Origin of the sequence: Dyella monticola (assembly GCF_003363155.1) — a bacterium.
Classification (GTDB): domain Bacteria; phylum Pseudomonadota; class Gammaproteobacteria; order Xanthomonadales; family Rhodanobacteraceae; genus Dyella_B; species Dyella_B monticola.
Genome location: NZ_QRBE01000009.1, coordinates 73415 through 89693, shown reverse-complemented (window position 1 = coordinate 89693; position 16279 = coordinate 73415). Strand labels below are relative to the sequence as shown.

The 16279-nt window shown below is 59.2% G+C and carries 11 protein-coding genes; 5 read left to right on the top strand and 6 right to left on the bottom strand.

Annotated elements, in window-relative coordinates; genetic code table 11:
- Positions 1-153: 153 nt before the first annotated feature.
- The 3 genes from DWU98_RS14780 to DWU98_RS14770 all read right to left on the bottom strand — a co-directional run bounded on the left by DWU98_RS14780 (position 154) and on the right by DWU98_RS14770 (position 4108).
- Positions 154-2313, bottom strand: coding sequence for a protein-disulfide reductase DsbD family protein (locus DWU98_RS14780; RefSeq protein ID WP_115496329.1), 2160 nt, complete (start codon positions 2311-2313; stop codon positions 154-156).
- Positions 2314-2396: 83 nt separating this feature from the next.
- Positions 2397-3308: a DMT family transporter gene (locus DWU98_RS14775; protein WP_115496429.1), complete on the bottom strand. Its 912-nt coding sequence runs from the start codon at positions 3306-3308 to the stop codon at positions 2397-2399.
- Between the two features lie 101 nt (positions 3309-3409).
- Positions 3410-4108, bottom strand: coding sequence for a glutathione binding-like protein (locus tag DWU98_RS14770; RefSeq protein WP_115496328.1), 699 nt, complete (start codon positions 4106-4108; stop codon positions 3410-3412).
- Positions 4109-4223: 115 nt separating this feature from the next.
- On the opposite strand from DWU98_RS14770, the gene pdxR reads away from it, so the two are divergent.
- On the top strand, positions 4224-5681 hold the full coding sequence (gene pdxR, locus DWU98_RS14765) for a MocR-like pyridoxine biosynthesis transcription factor PdxR (protein WP_115496327.1): 1458 nt from the start codon (positions 4224-4226) through the stop codon (positions 5679-5681).
- A gap of 118 nt (positions 5682-5799) precedes the next feature.
- Here pdxR and cutA read toward each other — a convergent pair whose 3' ends face one another.
- The 3 genes from cutA to DWU98_RS14750 all read right to left on the bottom strand — a co-directional run bounded on the left by cutA (position 5800) and on the right by DWU98_RS14750 (position 7817).
- On the bottom strand, positions 5800-6126 hold the full coding sequence (gene cutA / locus DWU98_RS14760; RefSeq protein ID WP_115496326.1) for a divalent-cation tolerance protein CutA: 327 nt from the start codon (positions 6124-6126) through the stop codon (positions 5800-5802).
- Between the two features lie 7 nt (positions 6127-6133).
- Positions 6134-6781 (bottom strand): class II aldolase/adducin family protein, encoded by a 648-nt coding sequence (locus DWU98_RS14755; protein ID WP_230474862.1) that lies wholly within the window; start codon positions 6779-6781, stop codon positions 6134-6136.
- Between the two features lie 142 nt (positions 6782-6923).
- Positions 6924-7817: an SDR family oxidoreductase gene (locus DWU98_RS14750; RefSeq protein WP_115496324.1), complete on the bottom strand. Its 894-nt coding sequence runs from the start codon at positions 7815-7817 to the stop codon at positions 6924-6926.
- Between the two features lie 98 nt (positions 7818-7915).
- On the opposite strand from DWU98_RS14750, the gene DWU98_RS14745 reads away from it, so the two are divergent.
- The 4 genes from DWU98_RS14745 (at position 7916) to DWU98_RS14730 (ending at position 16271) form a co-directional block, all read left to right on the top strand.
- Entirely contained in the window at positions 7916-8779 is an 864-nt protein-coding gene (locus DWU98_RS14745; protein ID WP_115496428.1) for a helix-turn-helix transcriptional regulator, read from the top strand.
- 194 nt (positions 8780-8973) lie between these two features.
- Positions 8974-9267: a co-chaperone GroES gene (locus tag DWU98_RS14740; RefSeq protein WP_115496323.1), complete on the top strand. Its 294-nt coding sequence runs from the start codon at positions 8974-8976 to the stop codon at positions 9265-9267.
- Positions 9268-9381: 114 nt separating this feature from the next.
- Positions 9382-11025, top strand: a complete 1644-nt coding sequence (gene groL, locus DWU98_RS14735; protein WP_115496322.1) for a chaperonin GroEL — start codon at positions 9382-9384, stop codon at positions 11023-11025.
- A gap of 572 nt (positions 11026-11597) precedes the next feature.
- Positions 11598-16271 (top strand): RHS repeat-associated core domain-containing protein, encoded by a 4674-nt coding sequence (locus DWU98_RS14730; RefSeq protein WP_147293334.1) that lies wholly within the window; start codon positions 11598-11600, stop codon positions 16269-16271.
- The last annotated feature ends 8 nt before the right edge of the window (positions 16272-16279 follow it).

The following is a 16279-nucleotide window of genomic DNA, read 5'->3' as shown; positions in this document are numbered from 1 at the left end:
GGAGAGTCCGTCGAAGGAAGGCGTGCGGGCGAAAGCCGGGGGCCGGCGAGTTATCGAACCAACGCCACCGGGCCCCGGCTTTCGCCGGGGCGACGGATACTTTGACCTATTGAGTAAGCGAGCGACATCTTTCGAGAGGGCGACGAATAGCCGTCACTTAGCGGCTTTGCTCAATGCCTCATCGACCAGCGCAAACGTGAGCACCGTCGGCAGCTTGTGCCCAGCACCGCCATCCTTCGGAAACACCACGTACAGCGGCACGCCCGGTGAATGGTATTGCTGCAGGAAGGAGGAGATCGCCGGGTCTTCATTGGTCCAGTCGCCCTTCATGTAGACGGCGCCGGTGCGCTTGAGCAGGGCCTTGAAATCATCGCCATCGAGCACCGCATGCTCGTTCGCCTTGCAGGTGACGCACCAGTCCGCCGTCATATCCACGAAGACCGGCGTACCCGCCTTGCGCAATTGATCGAGCTTTTCGGGTGAATAGGCGACGATGCCATCGGCGGTGTCCGCTGCCTGCGCTGCGGCCGGCAGCGTGGAGAGGTAATACAGCGGCGCCAGCGTAACCAGCGCGAGCAGAACGACCAGCGCGCGGCTGAGTGCGCCGCGATAACGGCTGCGCTCGAACCACCAGAGCGTCATCGCCAGCAACACCGCAGCGACCAGCAACAGACCCACGGCATCGGCGCCACGCTGATGCGCGAGCACCCACGCCAGCCACGCCGCGGTCAGATACATCGGGAACGCCAGCACTTCTTTGAGCGTTTCCATCCAGGCGCCCGGACGCGGCAGCCAGCGCGATAACGCCGGCACGAAACCGACGGCAAGAAACGGCAGAGACAGTCCGATGCCAAGTGCGATGAACACACACATGGCGCTCGCGATGGGTGCCACCAACGCATACGCCAACGCGCTACCCATGAAGGGCGCCGTGCATGGGCTGGCCACCACGACCGCGAGTACACCGGTGAAGAAATCGCCCACCGGACCCGAGCGATTGGCCAGTGCACCACCGGCATTGCCGAGCGATGCACCGAACTGCACCACGCCGGACATCGACAGCGCCACGGCAAGCATGATCAACGCCAATACCGCCACCACCACGGGATTCTGCAGATGCGCACCCCAGGCGGTTTTCAGCGCGATGATCACCGCGCCAAGCACCACGAAGCTGAGCAGCACGCCCGCCGTATACATCAAGGCATGCATGCGTCGATGCGCTGCGCTGTCGCCGCTTTCGATCAGGCCGATGGCTTTGATCGACAGTACCGGCAACACGCACGGCATCAGGTTCAGCACCAGGCCACCGCCAAGCGCAAGCAGCAAGGCATACCAGAAGTTCACGCCGACGGAATCCGCGTTGCTGCCCGGCGGCATCTGCGGTGCCGGATTCGCCGCGGTTTCAACCGTGGTGCTGCTGCTTCCGGTCAGGTCGATATGCGCCTGGCGCGTCATCAGCGGATAACACAGGCCACCGTCCTGGCAACCTTGAAAGCTCGCGACCAAGGCGAGCGTGCGCGTGTTGCCGATGTCGCCGTGGATGGTGACGGGTACCGTCACTTCATCGAAATACACCGTGGTATTACCGAAGTGCGCATCCTGATGCATCGTTCCGGCAGGCCACGCGGGCGCTAGCGAGAGCTTGGGTGCGTCTTGCAGCGACAGCTGCGTCTGGTCGCGATAAAGGTAATAACCCTTGGGCATGGTCCAGCGCAGCAGGAGATGCTGCGGGTCTTGCGCGATCGCATCGAAATGGAAGGCCTGCTCGGCCGGCAGCGGTGTGTCGCTACCGGTGCCCAGCGATGAGGGGCGAGAACCGAGCAGCGCATCGAGCCTGCTCGTGGGTGTCGATGCTCCGGGAGGAAGCGGTAGCGACAGGTTTTCCGTATGCGGCGGATAACAGATCTTTGGATCGGTTTCGTGACAACCCTGGTAGCGCACGCTCAGCGCGAGCGTGGTGGTGCCGGGCGCGACCGTGTAGGGAATCGTCGCGTCCACACTGTGGTGATAGGTTTCCACCGGTCCCAAGTAGGGGTCGACGTGCTTCTCGCCATCAGGCAACTGAGCCTGCCCCAGCGTTACGCCAGCGCCACCCTTGAAAGCCATCCGTCCGCGATAAAGGTAGTAATCCTGCGCGATGGTCCAGTGCAGCTTCACCACGCCGGGGGTGCTGGCATCGGCGGTGAGCTTGTAGGCCTCGGTGACCGGCAGCAGGTTGTCTTCGGGGTCCTGCGCAAAGGCGAAGGTGCTCAATGAGAGCGCGAACAGCGTCAATACATAGACCGCAAAACGGCCAAAACGGGGCGAACGCATTCCAACTCCGGGCTGTAAGGGTCGCACGGGGCGAACCTGAGGATTATGGCGCAGCCCGCGGCGAATACCCGGCGTGCGCCCGTTCAGGCCTTTTCGACCGCATCCAACGGCGAGGGTGCCTTCGGGCGGATCTTCAGTAGACCGGTAGTGAGTGCCACGCCGAGCAGGATAACGATGCATCCGCCCGCCATCGCCATGGTGATCGTCTCGTGCAGGAACAGTGCGCCCCAGACCACGCCAAACACCGGGATCAGGTACAGCACCGACATCGATCGCATCGAACCGATGTGTGCCAGCAGACGGTAGAACAGCACGTAGGCGAACGTCGTACAGCCCGCAGCCAGCCCGAACATCGCCAGCCATGCCTGTAGCGTGGGTGACGTGGCGGGCCACAGCCACACGGTGGAAGGAAGCAATATCAACGCTGCCGCCACCTGGCTGCCGATCGCCACCGTCAGCGGCGATATGCTCTGCATGCGTCGATGGCTGTAATGCGCGCCGAAGGTGTAGCAGATATTGGCCCCCACGCACGCCGCCATCGCCCAGCCCACCGATGCGCCACCGTGGCCCAGACCCATGCTGCCGCCGATCAGCCACACCACGCCGCTCATGCCGATCACCAGCCCGCTCGCCTGCATGGCATTCAACCGCTCGCTCAACCACAGCCAGCCGGAAAGCGCCACCAGCAGCGGTGCGATCGCGTCGAAGATCGCCGAAAGTCCCGCGGGCAAGCTCTGCGCCGCGTAGGAGAACAGCATGAATGGCAGCGCGGAATTGGCCAAGCCGATCAATGCAACGGAACGCCAGTTCGCGCGCAGTTCGGCCAAGCGCTGGCGCGAGAGCAGCAGCGGAATCGAACAGATCGCCGCGCCGATCGCCCGCATGCCGGCCAGCGCCATGCTGCCGAACTGCGCCGCACCCATGCGCATGAACAGGAACGAAGCGCCCCACAGGGCGCCGAGCAAGATCAATGCAGCGACGTCGGACTTTTTCATGGCGCAGGCATTCATGAAGGTGGCGAGTTAACCCTAAGCCCGGGCAGTGACAGGGCCTGTCAGCAGTGTTTGAAATGATTTCCCAAGGCGGTGCGATGCGCTCAGGCGCGCCCCTTTGCGCCTTGCCTGAACAGCACTTCGCGCTCCGCTTCGGATATCGCTTGCTTGGGTGCATAGACGTTCTCGATGCCTTCATACGTGCGCACGGTAGCTGGCCGCGTCGCCATGGTTTCGAACCAGCGCTTCAGATGGGGAAATTCGGCGAGGTCCTGTCCATGTGCTTCGTGCGGAACGATCCATGGGTAACAGGCGATATCGGCGATCGAGAATTCGCCGGCAATAAAGGCGCGATTGGCCAGGCGCCGGTCGAGCACACCGTAAAGACGTGCGGTCTCGCGTGTATAGCGGTCGATCGCGTAAGCCACCTTTTCCGGCGCGTAGACATTGAAGTGGCCGATCTGTCCGGCCATCGGCCCCAGGCCGCCTACCTGCCAGAACAGCCATTGCAGAACCTCGGCGCGGTGGTAGATGTCCGTCGGCATCAGGCGCCCGGTTTTCTCCGCCAGATAGAGCATGATCGCGCCCGATTCGAACAAGCTGATCGGCGCGCCGCCGCCTGGCGGTTCGTGGTCGACGATGGCGGGGATCTTGTTGTTCGGCGAGATAACGAGGAAATCCGGCTTGAACTGCTCGCCCTTGCTCAGCGCCACCGGCACGATGCGGTAGGGCAGTCCGGCCTCTTCTATGAACAACTTGGCCTTCAGGCCGTTCGGGGTGGGCGAGAAGTAGAGGTCGATCATGGTGTGGCCTCGTTGGATCGTGGTGGTTTCTGGATGGAAAGCCTAGGTGCTCAGGTGGACTTGCAAAAGAGCCACATTAAGACAAATCTATAGATCCAGTTTGGGGTGGCGGCGCATGAATCACCCGTTCGAGTTTCCGCTGGACCTGCCTGCGCGCAGTTCCCGCCAGCGCCTGGCGGCCCTGCACGCACAACTGCATGCCGCCATTCTCGACGGGCGCTTGAAAGCGGGTCTGCAATTGCCTGCGACGCGTGCGCTGGCCGACACCTTGGGTGTGTCACGCAACACGGTGGTGGCGGCCTACGATTTATTGCTCAGCGAGGGCTACATCGTGGCCCAGCGCGGTGCCGGCCATTTCGTGGCGGACGTGGCAGCAAGGCGACCCACCGTTTCAACGCACGCCACCGCGGATCGCAACGAGCATCGGCTGACGCCGTATTGGAGAAATATGAGCACGATGCCGGTGCCGATGCAGTTGGGTGCGTTTGCGTTCGACTTTCGCCTCGGCATTCCCGACAGCCATCCATTTCCCTACGACGTATGGCGGCGCCTTTCCGCCCGCGCGTTGCGCATGATGGCCAAGGGGGCACCGCTGTACGGTCCTCCGCAAGGCAAGCGTGCGCTGCGCGAGGCCATTGCCAGCCATATTTCGTTTGCACGCGCGGTCGCTTGCGGGCCCGACGACATCGTCGTTACGAATGGCGCGCAACAAGCCTTTGATCTGCTCGCACGCGTGCTGGTGACGCCGGGGCGCAGCGTGCTCGCGGTGGAAGATCCCGGTTATCAACCGTTGCAGGATGTGTTCGCGGCAGCCGGCGCGCGCATCGTAGGCGTGGCGGTGGACGAAGAAGGCTTGGTGGTGGAAAAGCTGCCGCCTAATGCGAACATCATCTACGTCACACCGTCGCATCAGTTTCCGCTCGGCGTGGTGATGTCGCCACGCCGGCGTGTAGCGTTGCTGCAGTTTGCGCGCGCGCACGGCGCGGTGATCATCGAAGACGATTACGACAGTGAGTTTCGCTATAGCGGCAGGCCGCTCGATGCGCTGCAGACGTTGGATCGCGGCGACACGGTTTGCTATGTCGGCACGTTTTCCAAATGCCTGTTTCCGGCCTTGCGGTTGGGCTATGCGGTGGTGCCGCCATGGCTGCGCGCGGCACTCGCGAACGCGAAATATCAGGCCGATTCGCACGGTAATGTGCTGGCGCAGGACACGCTCGCTGCATTCATCGCCGAAGGGCATCTGGTGCGTCATGTGCGCCATATGCGCAAACTCTACGCAGAGCGTCGCCATGCACTGCTCGATGCGCTGGCGCGTTATGCCAATGGCACATGGCGGCCCTGGCCTTCAGATGCCGGCTTGCATCTGGCCGTGAGCTTGCCAGCGTCCATCGATGCGATCGAGCTGGCCGAGCGTGCGGAGAAAAGCGGCATCCGTCTGGATGCGCTCAACAGCTGCGCGCTGGACGCATCGGCCGTGAACGGCGTTGGATTCGGCTTGGGGTTGGCCGACGTGCGAAATATCGACGAAGGAATTCGTCGACTAACCGAGCTGGTGGATCAGTCTGTGTAGTTTCCCAATGCTCATCCCCAGCCAATCGTCATTCTGGCCTTCGCCGGAAGGATGGTGAGGAACGTGCGCAAAGCGGGAAGCGTTGATGTTCAATGCGCCAACCATCAGCACACCACTCTCAGCCGCCAGCCTCACGCACCCAATCCAGGTATGCAACATGACCGCGTTCCACGGGAACCGCGATCAACTCCGGTAGTTCGTACGGATGCAAAGCTACGACGCGCTCCTTCAGCGCTTCAAAGCGCTCCACCGTGGTCTTGATCAACAACAATTCCTCGACATCCGTCGTGACCTGACCTTTCCAGCGATAGGTCGAATGAACGCCCGCAATGCGATTGACACACGCGGCCAGTGATTCGCCGACCAGCGCATCGGCCAGATGCTGCGCACTGGCCGCGTTGGGGCAGGTGCAATAGCAGAGCAGAACGTTGGTCGGCGTGGACATGGTTGCGTTATTTCTTCGACATCAAACCGTAGTTTCCGAATTTCTCGATCACCTGTGTGACTTCCTCATTGCGCAGCATCACCGGTTTGCCGACTTGCAACGCAATCGTGTATTGCCTTGCGAGTGTTTCCACTTCGATGGCGCGCCACATCGCCTGTTCCATGCTCGCACCGACGGCGATCATGCCGTGATTGGCCATCAGGCATGCCAGGCGCCCTTCCAATGCACGCACCACCGCATCGGATAGTTCCTGCGTGCCATACGTGTAGTAGTCCGAGCAGCGGATCGAATCGCCGCCGCTGACGGCGATCATGTAATGCGTGGCGGGAATAGCCAGCCGGCACATCGCAAGGCCGGTGCTGTAGGGCGGATGCGCGTGGACGATGGCGTGCACATCCGGGCGTGCTGCGTAGATATCGCGATGGAATCGCCATTCGCTCGACGGGCGGCGTGCGTGTTCGTAATGGCCGTCCATGTTCACAGGCACGATGTCTACGGGTGCAATGTCGCCATACGGCATGCCGCTGGGTGTAATCAAAAATCCGTCGCCATGCCGCACGCTGAGATTGCCGGACGTGCCCTGGCTCAGGCCCGAGGGTGTGAGTTGTAATCCACCGGCGACGATCTGCTCGCGTAATGTCTGGTCCGTGCTCACTGCGTGGGGGCCCTCGGGTGCTCCGATCCATTCTACGTAGGCCGGATGAGGTTCAGAAGGCCTGCTTGCCATCCGTATCGATGGATCGGCGCACGCATGGACCCCCTCCCCTGCAAGCAGGGGAGGGAGCTCAGCACGTTTCTCAGGCGCGGAAATAGCTCGACTGATCCATATCCACCAGCAGTTCTGGCTGTTTCGGTTCCCAGCCCAATAGCGCACGGGTTCGCTTGCTCGAGGTTGGCGCATCGATGGCGGCGAACATCGCAAACCAGCCGAAGTGGTCCTTGGCTCCTTCAGGCGTCTTGCTGACCACCGGCACGTTCAAATGGCGGCCGATCAGGCTGGCGATGTCTTTGAACAGCACGCCCTCTTCGGCGATGGCGTGATAGGGGCCGCCGGTGGCGCCGCGTTCGAGCGCAAGTCGATACATGCGGGCCGCATCGAAACGATGCACGGCGGGCCAGCGGTTGAGCCCTTCGCCGATGTAGGCCGAAACGCCTTTTTCGCGCGCGAAGGCAATCAATCGCGGTACGAAGCCATGATCGCCCTCGCCGTGCACCGATGGCGCAAGGCGCACGGAGGTGGCACGCACTCCGCGCGCCGCCAATGCTGCGGCGGTCGTCTCCGATGCGCGGGGATACGATGCGGACACAGCGTGCGGCGGATCGTCTTCAACAGCCGTGCGCCCTGGCGCCAGCAAGGCGACGCCGGAGCTTACGATCAGCGGACGATCGGAGCCGGCGAGCACGTCACCCATGGCCTCGATGGCGCGTTGATCCATCGCGCAGTTCTCCACGAAGCGGGAGAAATCATGGTTGAAGCCGGTGTGGATCACGCCGTCCGTCGTGGCTGCGCCGCTGCGAAGGCTGTCGAGATCTTCGAGCGAGCCGCGATGCACATCGGCCCCCGCCGCCACCAGCGCTGCGGCCGACCCATCCGAGCGTGCCAGGCCCAGCACCTTATGCCCTGCGCTGAGCAGTTCTTTCACCACGGCGGAACCGACGAAACCAGTCGCGCCCGTAACAAATACACGCATGGAAATAACCTCCGGATTGGATGCAGGAGATCATCGGCGTATGATTTATCCGGTTAAAGTAGTGACTTTATACGGGTATAATTGCTAACAGGATGCGCATGTCGGACCCTAACGACAATCCGCTCGGCACCTATTTGAAGGATCGCCGCACCCGGCTCGATCCGGCGGCATTCGGGTTGCCCCTGACACGTCGACGCACACCCGGACTGCGGCGCGAGGAAGTGGCGCAGCGCGCGAATGTCAGCGCCACCTGGTACACCTGGCTGGAGCAGGGTCGAGGCGGTGCGCCCTCCGCCAGCGTGCTGGATCGCATCGCCCACGCACTGATGCTGACCGAGGTGGAACGCGAACACCTATATCTGCTTGCGCTGGGCCGGCCGCCGGAAATCCGTTACCGGGCAGTTGAAGGCGTCACACCGCGATTGCAGCGCGTGCTCGACGCATTGGAACTGAGCCCGGCCATCATCAAGACCGCTACCTGGGATGTTGTCGCCTGGAACCGTGCGGCGGCGGTCATGCTGACCGACTACAGCAAGCTGGCGCCCGAACAGCGCAACATTCTTCGTCTGGTTTTCAGCGATTCGCGGGTTCGCCAGGCGCAACGGGATTGGGAAAGCGTCGCGCGGTTCGTGGTGGCGGCATTCCGTGCCGACGCTGCGCGTGCGGGCGCAGCGAAAAACGTAGAGGCCCTGGTCGACGAACTCAGCCGCACCAGCCCCGAATTCGCCGCACTATGGCGCGACAACGACGTGCGCACCTACGGCGAGGGCACCAAGTACCTGAGGCATCCCATCGCCGGGATGATCGGCATGGAGTACTCGGCGTTTGCCGTGGACGGCCGGCCCGATCTGGGGATGGTGATCTACAACCCGGCCACGCCGGCGGACGCCGAGCGCATTGCAGCGCTGATCCGCAGCCAGGACCAGGCATCCCATTCGCCCGAACCGGCGCTGGCGAGGTAATGCGCGATCGGCCCTTGTAAAGCCTGCCTGCCTGCCCCATGTCGCTGCATACGACCTGTCCGGCCCCCTATTGCAGGGGTTTTTTTGGCGGCTAAAATTGGCACTCGTGTACCTCGAGTGCTAACAAGGGCCATCAGGCCGGTTCGGGGTCCTCATTATTTTTCATCCCTAGCCCATTAGCTGGAGTTCATCATATGAGCAAACTGCGTCCGCTGCACGATCGCGTCATCGTCAAGCGCCTGGAAGAGGAGCGTGTCTCCGCTGGCGGCATCGTCATCCCCGATAGCGCAACCGAAAAGCAGACCCGCGGCAAGGTCATCGCCGCCGGTGAAGGCCGCATCCTGGAAGACGGCAAGGTTCGTCCGATGTCGGTCAAGGCCGGTGAAGTGGTGCTGTTCGGCAAGTACGCCGGCCAGGAAATCAAGATCGATGGCGAAGAGCTGGTCTTCTTGAAGGAAGACGACATTGTTGCGGTGGTCGAGGGTTGATTGAGCGCGACAGGTGCGAAAGACAAAGCACGCACCCAGTCGCCTTCGGCTCCTTCCACAGTTTTCTCGCTAGATTTTCCGTATTTAATTTAATTTTTTTGAGGCAAAAAAATTATGGCAGCTAAAGAAGTCCGCTTCGGCGAAGACGCGCGCGCACGCATCCTCAAAGGCGTAAATACCCTGGCCAACGCGGTCAAGGTCACGCTCGGCCCGAAAGGCCGCAACGTCGTGCTCCAGAAGAGCTTCGGCGCCCCCACCGTCACCAAGGACGGCGTGTCCGTCGCCAAGGAAATCGAACTGGCCGACGCCTACGAGAACATGGGCGCCCAGATCGTCAAGGAAGCCGCTTCCAAGACCTCCGATAACGCCGGTGATGGCACCACCACCGCCACGGTTCTCGCCCAGGCGTTCGTGCGCGAAGGCCTCAAGGCCGTGGCCGCCGGCATGAATCCGATGGATCTCAAGCGCGGTATCGACAAGGCCGTCGTCGCCGCTGTCGAAGAGCTGAAGAAGCTCTCCAAGCCCACCGCTGACGACAAGGCCATCGCCCAGGTCGGCACCATCTCGGCCAACTCCGACGTTGCCGTCGGCGACATCATCGCCACCGCGATGAAGAAGGTCGGCAAGGAAGGCGTGATCACGGTTGAAGAAGGCTCGGGCCTGGAAAACGAACTGGACGTCGTCGAAGGCATGCAGTTCGACCGCGGCTATCTGTCGCCGTACTTCATCAACAACCAGCAGAGCCAGCAGGTCGAGCTGGAAGATCCCTTCATCCTGCTGTACGACAAGAAAATCTCCAACGTGCGCGAAATGCTGCCGATCCTGGAGGGCGTCGCAAAGGCCGGCAAGCCGCTGTTGATCGTCGCCGAGGAAGTGGAAGGTGAAGCGCTGGCCACCCTCGTGGTCAACACCATCCGTGGCATCGTGAAGGTTGCCGCCGTCAAGGCGCCGGGTTTCGGCGATCGTCGCAAGGCGATGCTGGAAGACATGGCCATCCTCACCAACGGTCAGGTCATCTCCGAAGAAGTGGGCCTGCAACTGGAAAAGGCCACCATCCAGGATCTGGGCCGCGCCAAGAAGGTCGTGGTGACCAAGGAAAACACCACCCTCATCGACGGTGCCGGCGAAGCGGCGAAGATCCAGTCGCGCATCGGCCAGATCAAGGCGCAGATCGAAGAGACCTCCTCCGACTACGACCGCGAGAAGCTGCAGGAACGCGTGGCCAAGCTGGCCGGCGGCGTTGCCGTGATCAAGGTTGGCGCTGCAACCGAAATCGAAATGAAGGAAAAGAAGGCTCGCGTCGAAGACGCCCTGCATGCGACGCGCGCAGCCGTTGAAGAAGGCGTGGTGCCCGGTGGTGGCGTAGCCCTGATCCGCGTGCTGAAGGCCATCGAAAGCCTGAAGGGTGACAACGAAGACCAGAACCACGGCATCGCCATCACCCGCCGCGCACTGGAAGCTCCGCTGCGCGAGATCGTGTTCAACTCCGGCGACGAGCCGTCCGTGATCGTCAACCAGGTCAAGGAAGGCAAGGGCAACTACGGCTACAACGCCGCCACCAGCGAGTTTGGTGACATGATCGAGTTCGGCATCCTGGATCCGACCAAGGTCACGCGTTCGGCCCTGCAGTACGCCTCCTCCGTGGCCGGCCTGCTCATCACCACCGAAGCGATGGTGGCCGAGCTGCCGAAGAAGGAAGAGCACAACCATGGCGCCCCGGGCGGCGGCATGGGTGGCATGGGCGGTATGGACTTCTAATTGTCCCTGGCTTTCCCATGCAACACGAAGAAAACCCCGCGCAAGCGGGGTTTTCTTTTTGCATCAAGCGCTAATCGGTAGCTGTCGCACAAGAAGCTCTCTTAACCCGCCACTCCACCTCACAAGGTTTCACGCTCCTCGTTAAGCATTGCCAATAGTACGGCTGTGGCTCCGATGGATATAGTGGAGGCGTTTGAGTTACCCAATTAGAGGACGCTGTCGTAATTCCTTTCGCTCCGCAGTCTGGGAAGTCCGTGGTCGGATCAATCCTCTTAAAGCGCGCACACCGATTTGAGTATTGACAGGAGTTCATCCAAAAGCGCAGATTCGAAAATGCGAACCGACTGCTAAGACGTTCGCGCCATCGCCAGTGCGATAGTAATTCAGGGGAAGACATGGAAAGTAGCTGTTTGTTGCCGCCGCTGGGCGGATCGCCGCGCAATTCTGCTTCAGCGCTTGATACTGGCTGATATCCGCCAGCATTGAAGCTTAACCAAACGAGGACTTTGCTCGAGCCCCATGGCTTCGACGCGTTCGATTGCGCGTAAATCATGCCTACATAACGGATATCCATGTCAAAGTATTCAATTTCTCAAAAACTTGTTCGCTCTACTAGCCATGTGGGCGCGGAGCGCGACGACGCGGATGATCTGGCTTCGAAAAAAAAGACATCTCGCACGAGAAGGAGCAATCCGAAGTTGATATTCGGACTGGCTGCTCTGGTGACCGTAGCTGGGATTAGCAATCAGCTTGTCAGCGTTGCGCATGCTGATGTCGTGGTTACAGGTAATAACGGAGACAGCGGTGGTATCGATAGTGGCGCCGGTGGATCTGGCGGCGGGTCTGGTGGAGGCAGCGGAGGTGGCGGCGGGACCCCCACCCCCACTCCAAACAATGCACAAAACCTACCTGCTGTAAACGTTACCGCCAATACGTACACTTACATTCCCACTGAGTTCTACTATAACTTTTCACCTGGTATGGCCCTTCCGGGCGCGGGCGGTGCAGTCGCTCCACCACTGCACGCAAGCAAGACGCCAGGGGTGGTAACTACAGCCTCCTCCTCGACCGTAAATCGCGATACCAGCAAGACTAAGACTAATTGCGTTGCGGCTGATCCGATCGACCTTGGAACGCAGGCGAAGATCGAATCGATGACTGATTTCGCCATGCCTGGTGAGATGGGCTTGGACTTCGTTCGGTATTACAACTCCAACGCGCAAAACGAGACGACGGTGGGGAGCACCACACGTATCGGGGCTTGGACAACAAGTTATGATTTCGTCCTGACTGGAGACATTCGTCAGTCAACAAACTGCAGTTTTCTTGCTGCGGGCAGCGTATGCCCGTTAGTGTTGGTGCGCCCGGATGGGTCGATTATCGAATTTGCGCCAGGCACCGCAAACGCAGATGGAACAGCATCTTTTGCCGAGTTGCATAACGGCACTGCAACGATGACCCGAGAAGCCGATGGGTCGTACGTCATTCACGATGAAAATTCTCAAGTTCTAACCTTCACGTCGGCTTATGGCGGCGGAAGCTTCTATGTAAAGACGGTCAAGGACTTGGCAGGTATTGGCTGGACCTTTGCTTATCCAGATGCCAATGACATGGTAGTGACCCATACGAATGGGCAACAGGTGAAGCTGCACTGGTCGGATACGTACACCACGGTTACTAGTGGGGTCCAACCGATGACTAGAGTGTTAACCGTTACCGATCCGAGTGGTCGTAACTACACATACGACACGAGCGTTGCCGGGGGAACGATTGCACCCGTCTCCGGGCCGAGATATATCGTGGGCGAACTCGATTCCGTGGTCTATTCCTATTTATCCCCAAGCGGCAATCAGTTGGAAGAAGTTTCGTACAAGTACGCAAGCGATACTTCGACATTGAAGTACGCGTATGCATTGACTGAAGTTGACTACGACGGCGTTGCGCACGACACAACGTCCTACAACAGCCTTGGACAAGCTACCGGAACTCAAAATTCAGATGGCACAAGCAAAGTGTCGGTGTCATATACCAGTAATAGCACAGGCGTGGCCGCGACGGTGACCAACCCGCTCGGCCACGTCAGCACCTACCAGTTTGATAGCAATTTGAACATTGTTTCCGTTACTGGACAGGCTGCGTTCCGGTGCGATGCAGCGTTTGCCTCGCAGACTTACGACTCCAACGGAAACGTCACGTCTCAGACAGATAGTGACGGAAACGTCACGAACTATAACTATGCAGCCAATGGCGAGCTTTTACAAAAAGTTGAAGGCGCGAACGTCAACTATGCTCGTACAACTAACCTTGTGTGGGACTCCACTCCCGGCACCGATCGTTTGCTATCGGTAACCGTGGTAGGTGCTCTTAAGACGAGCTTCACCTATACGTCCGAGGGTCGAATTGCATCGGTGACGCAGACCAACCTGACCGTTAATGGCGTTCCTAACCAGTCGAGGACAACGACTTACGCGTACTCGCTTTATGCAAATGGACTGGTGCAGAGCCTCACGGTAACGCCACCAAGTGCCACCAATACAGTGACCTATAACTACAACACACTTGGAATCGTGTCTTCAATTGTTAACGGTCTTGGGCAGACGGTAACGTATAACAGCTATGACGGTTCGGGTCGTGTTATGCGCATGACGGACCCGAATGGCGTGATCACTGACTTTACGTACAACACTATGGAGTGGTTGACGTCGCGCACCCTGCGCGCCAACTCCAGCGGTGCTCCTTCCTCATCAGATGCCACCACAACGCTTACCTATGATGACTTTCCATTCAACGTCGTCACTGCTGTGACTGACCCAGATGGGGTGACCGCGTACTACGCATACGATTCGTCTCAGCGACTGAACGAAATTACAGACGCCCTTGGGAATTACGTCAAATACACACTTGATGTCGCCGGAGATGTGACGAACAGAGTCATGTATACCAGTAGCGGAGTAGCTACAAACTATGCATCGTGGCAATTCAACGCATTGGGGCAGTTGATCACGACCTATAACGCTGATGGTATTCCTGCCGAAACCTATACCTACGACCCGAACGGAAACCTTAACGACGCCGAGAACGCTAACGGCATCCATACGCATTACTGGTATACGGCCTTTAACCAATATTACGGTGCCACGCAGAACTACAATGGTTCAGATCCTGCCACCGAGAATTCAAGCACCTTGGCGTCGCTGAATCCATTAGGGCAAGTGACTAGCGTTACCGACCCAAGCGGTCTTGTTACTCGCTACAGGCGTGATGGATTTGGTCAGGTTTGGACTGTGACAAGTCCGGACACCGGCGCGACGCAGAATGCCTTTGACGCAGCAGGTCATCTCACGTCCAAAACTGATGCACGCGGCGTAGTGACGAACTATACCTACGATGCAATTGATCGCTTAATAGGCGTGCAATATCCGGCCACCCCGACGTTAAACGTCAGCTACGCATACGATCAGTCGATGCCGATTTCGGGCTGTCCAACTAACTTTAACGTTGGGAAGATGACGAGCATGACCGATGCATCAGGATCAACGTCCTGGTGCTACACGGATCAAGGTAGCTTGAGCGAGGAGCAGCAAAGCGTAAGTGGAAATAGCGTGACTTACCTGACCGGCTACGCTTATACCCTGGCTGGACGTCTCCAGTACTTGCAATACGGTTCTGGGCTTGCGGTGACTTACGGTTTCGATGGTGATGGGCGCGTGAGTAGCGTGGGCTACCAGCAGGAAGCATCAAATGGTGCCGGTGGATGGACCACGGTCGAAAGTGAAACACCATTGATCAACAACGTAACCTACGACCCCTTTGGCCCTATGTCCGGCTACACGTATGCACAATCGGGGAGTCCATCGGAAACCTTTGGCTATGACGGTAACTACTGGCCAAAAACCATCGTTAGCTCCCCGCTGACGCTCTATTTTGCCTATGACCAGATGGGACACATCACGGCCGAGGGAAACGCCTTCAACGCCAGTCCAGCAAACGAGACATATAAGTACGATCCGTTGTTTAGGCTAATCGAGCTCGATAACGCCAGCGGGACGCCGGAAGAAAGTGTTACCTATAATTCGACCGGTGATCGTCTCTCAAAAACGCTAGCTGGATCGGCTGCCACCGCGTATACCTATAGCCCAAATACACATCAACTAAATGCTGTGGGAAGCCTGGCACGATCCGTCGATGCTGCGGGTAACACAACCGCGATGACAGATCCCAACGGCTCGTTGGTTGGACTCGGCTATGACGACAGGGGCTATCTCGCAGCTGTGACTAGTGGGGATGCGACCATCGCCAACTATCAGTACAACGGTCTCGGTCAGCGCGTCTGGCGTTCGACAACGTCGCCAACAGTAACCACTACTGCCTACGTTTATGACCCATTTGGTAGCGAAAATGTCCTAGGAGAGTATTTCCAGTCTGACTGGCGCGAGTACATTTACTTGAACGGCACACCTGTGGCGTCCGCGACGAATGCGAGTACCACAACAGCAGCCACGATTAATGACCTCTACACTGATCAGAATCGCACCGTGCGCGCCGTTACAGATACGCAGGGAAATTTGGATTACGCGTGGCCATGGCTCGGTAACGCGTTTGGCGAAGTCATGAGTGAAGGTAGTTCGTCGTTCTACGATGGTCGGTTCCCAGGGCAAGATTATGACGCGGAGACGGGGCTTTCCTACAACGGTGCCCGTTACTACGATCCTACTACTGGCAGATACATTCAAAGCGACCCCCTTGGCATGTTCGGAGGCCAGAGCAGCACTTATGCCTATGTCGGCGGCGATCCATTAGATCGCATCGATCCCTTCGGTTTAGAGTGGCAGGCTTCGGTTGGATTTAACGTTACCGCCGCGTTTCTGTTTTGGGGTGGTGGAGCAAGCGCGAACATCGGCATTACTTCAAATGGAAACATATTTTTTCAATTTCAGGGCGATGCCGAGGGCGGGCTTGGTGCCTACCTTGGTGCGGGCTTTGTAGGCGGAATAAGCCACATTAAATGTGATAGCACTCCAGGTTGGTCAAAGGCTACTGGCGCGATCATTGAAGCAGATGGAGGCTATGGGCCTTCAGCGGGAGGTAACCTGACCTACAATGGTGGACAAGATGTTGGCGGCGGAACGGGTCTTGGTAAGTTGGGCGTGGGGGGCGGCATCTGGGCCGGAGCTGGAGTGAATCGAACCTATACGTACACGACTCCGACGATTTCGCAAATGTGGAATTCATTTTCGAATTGGTGATGAGTAGA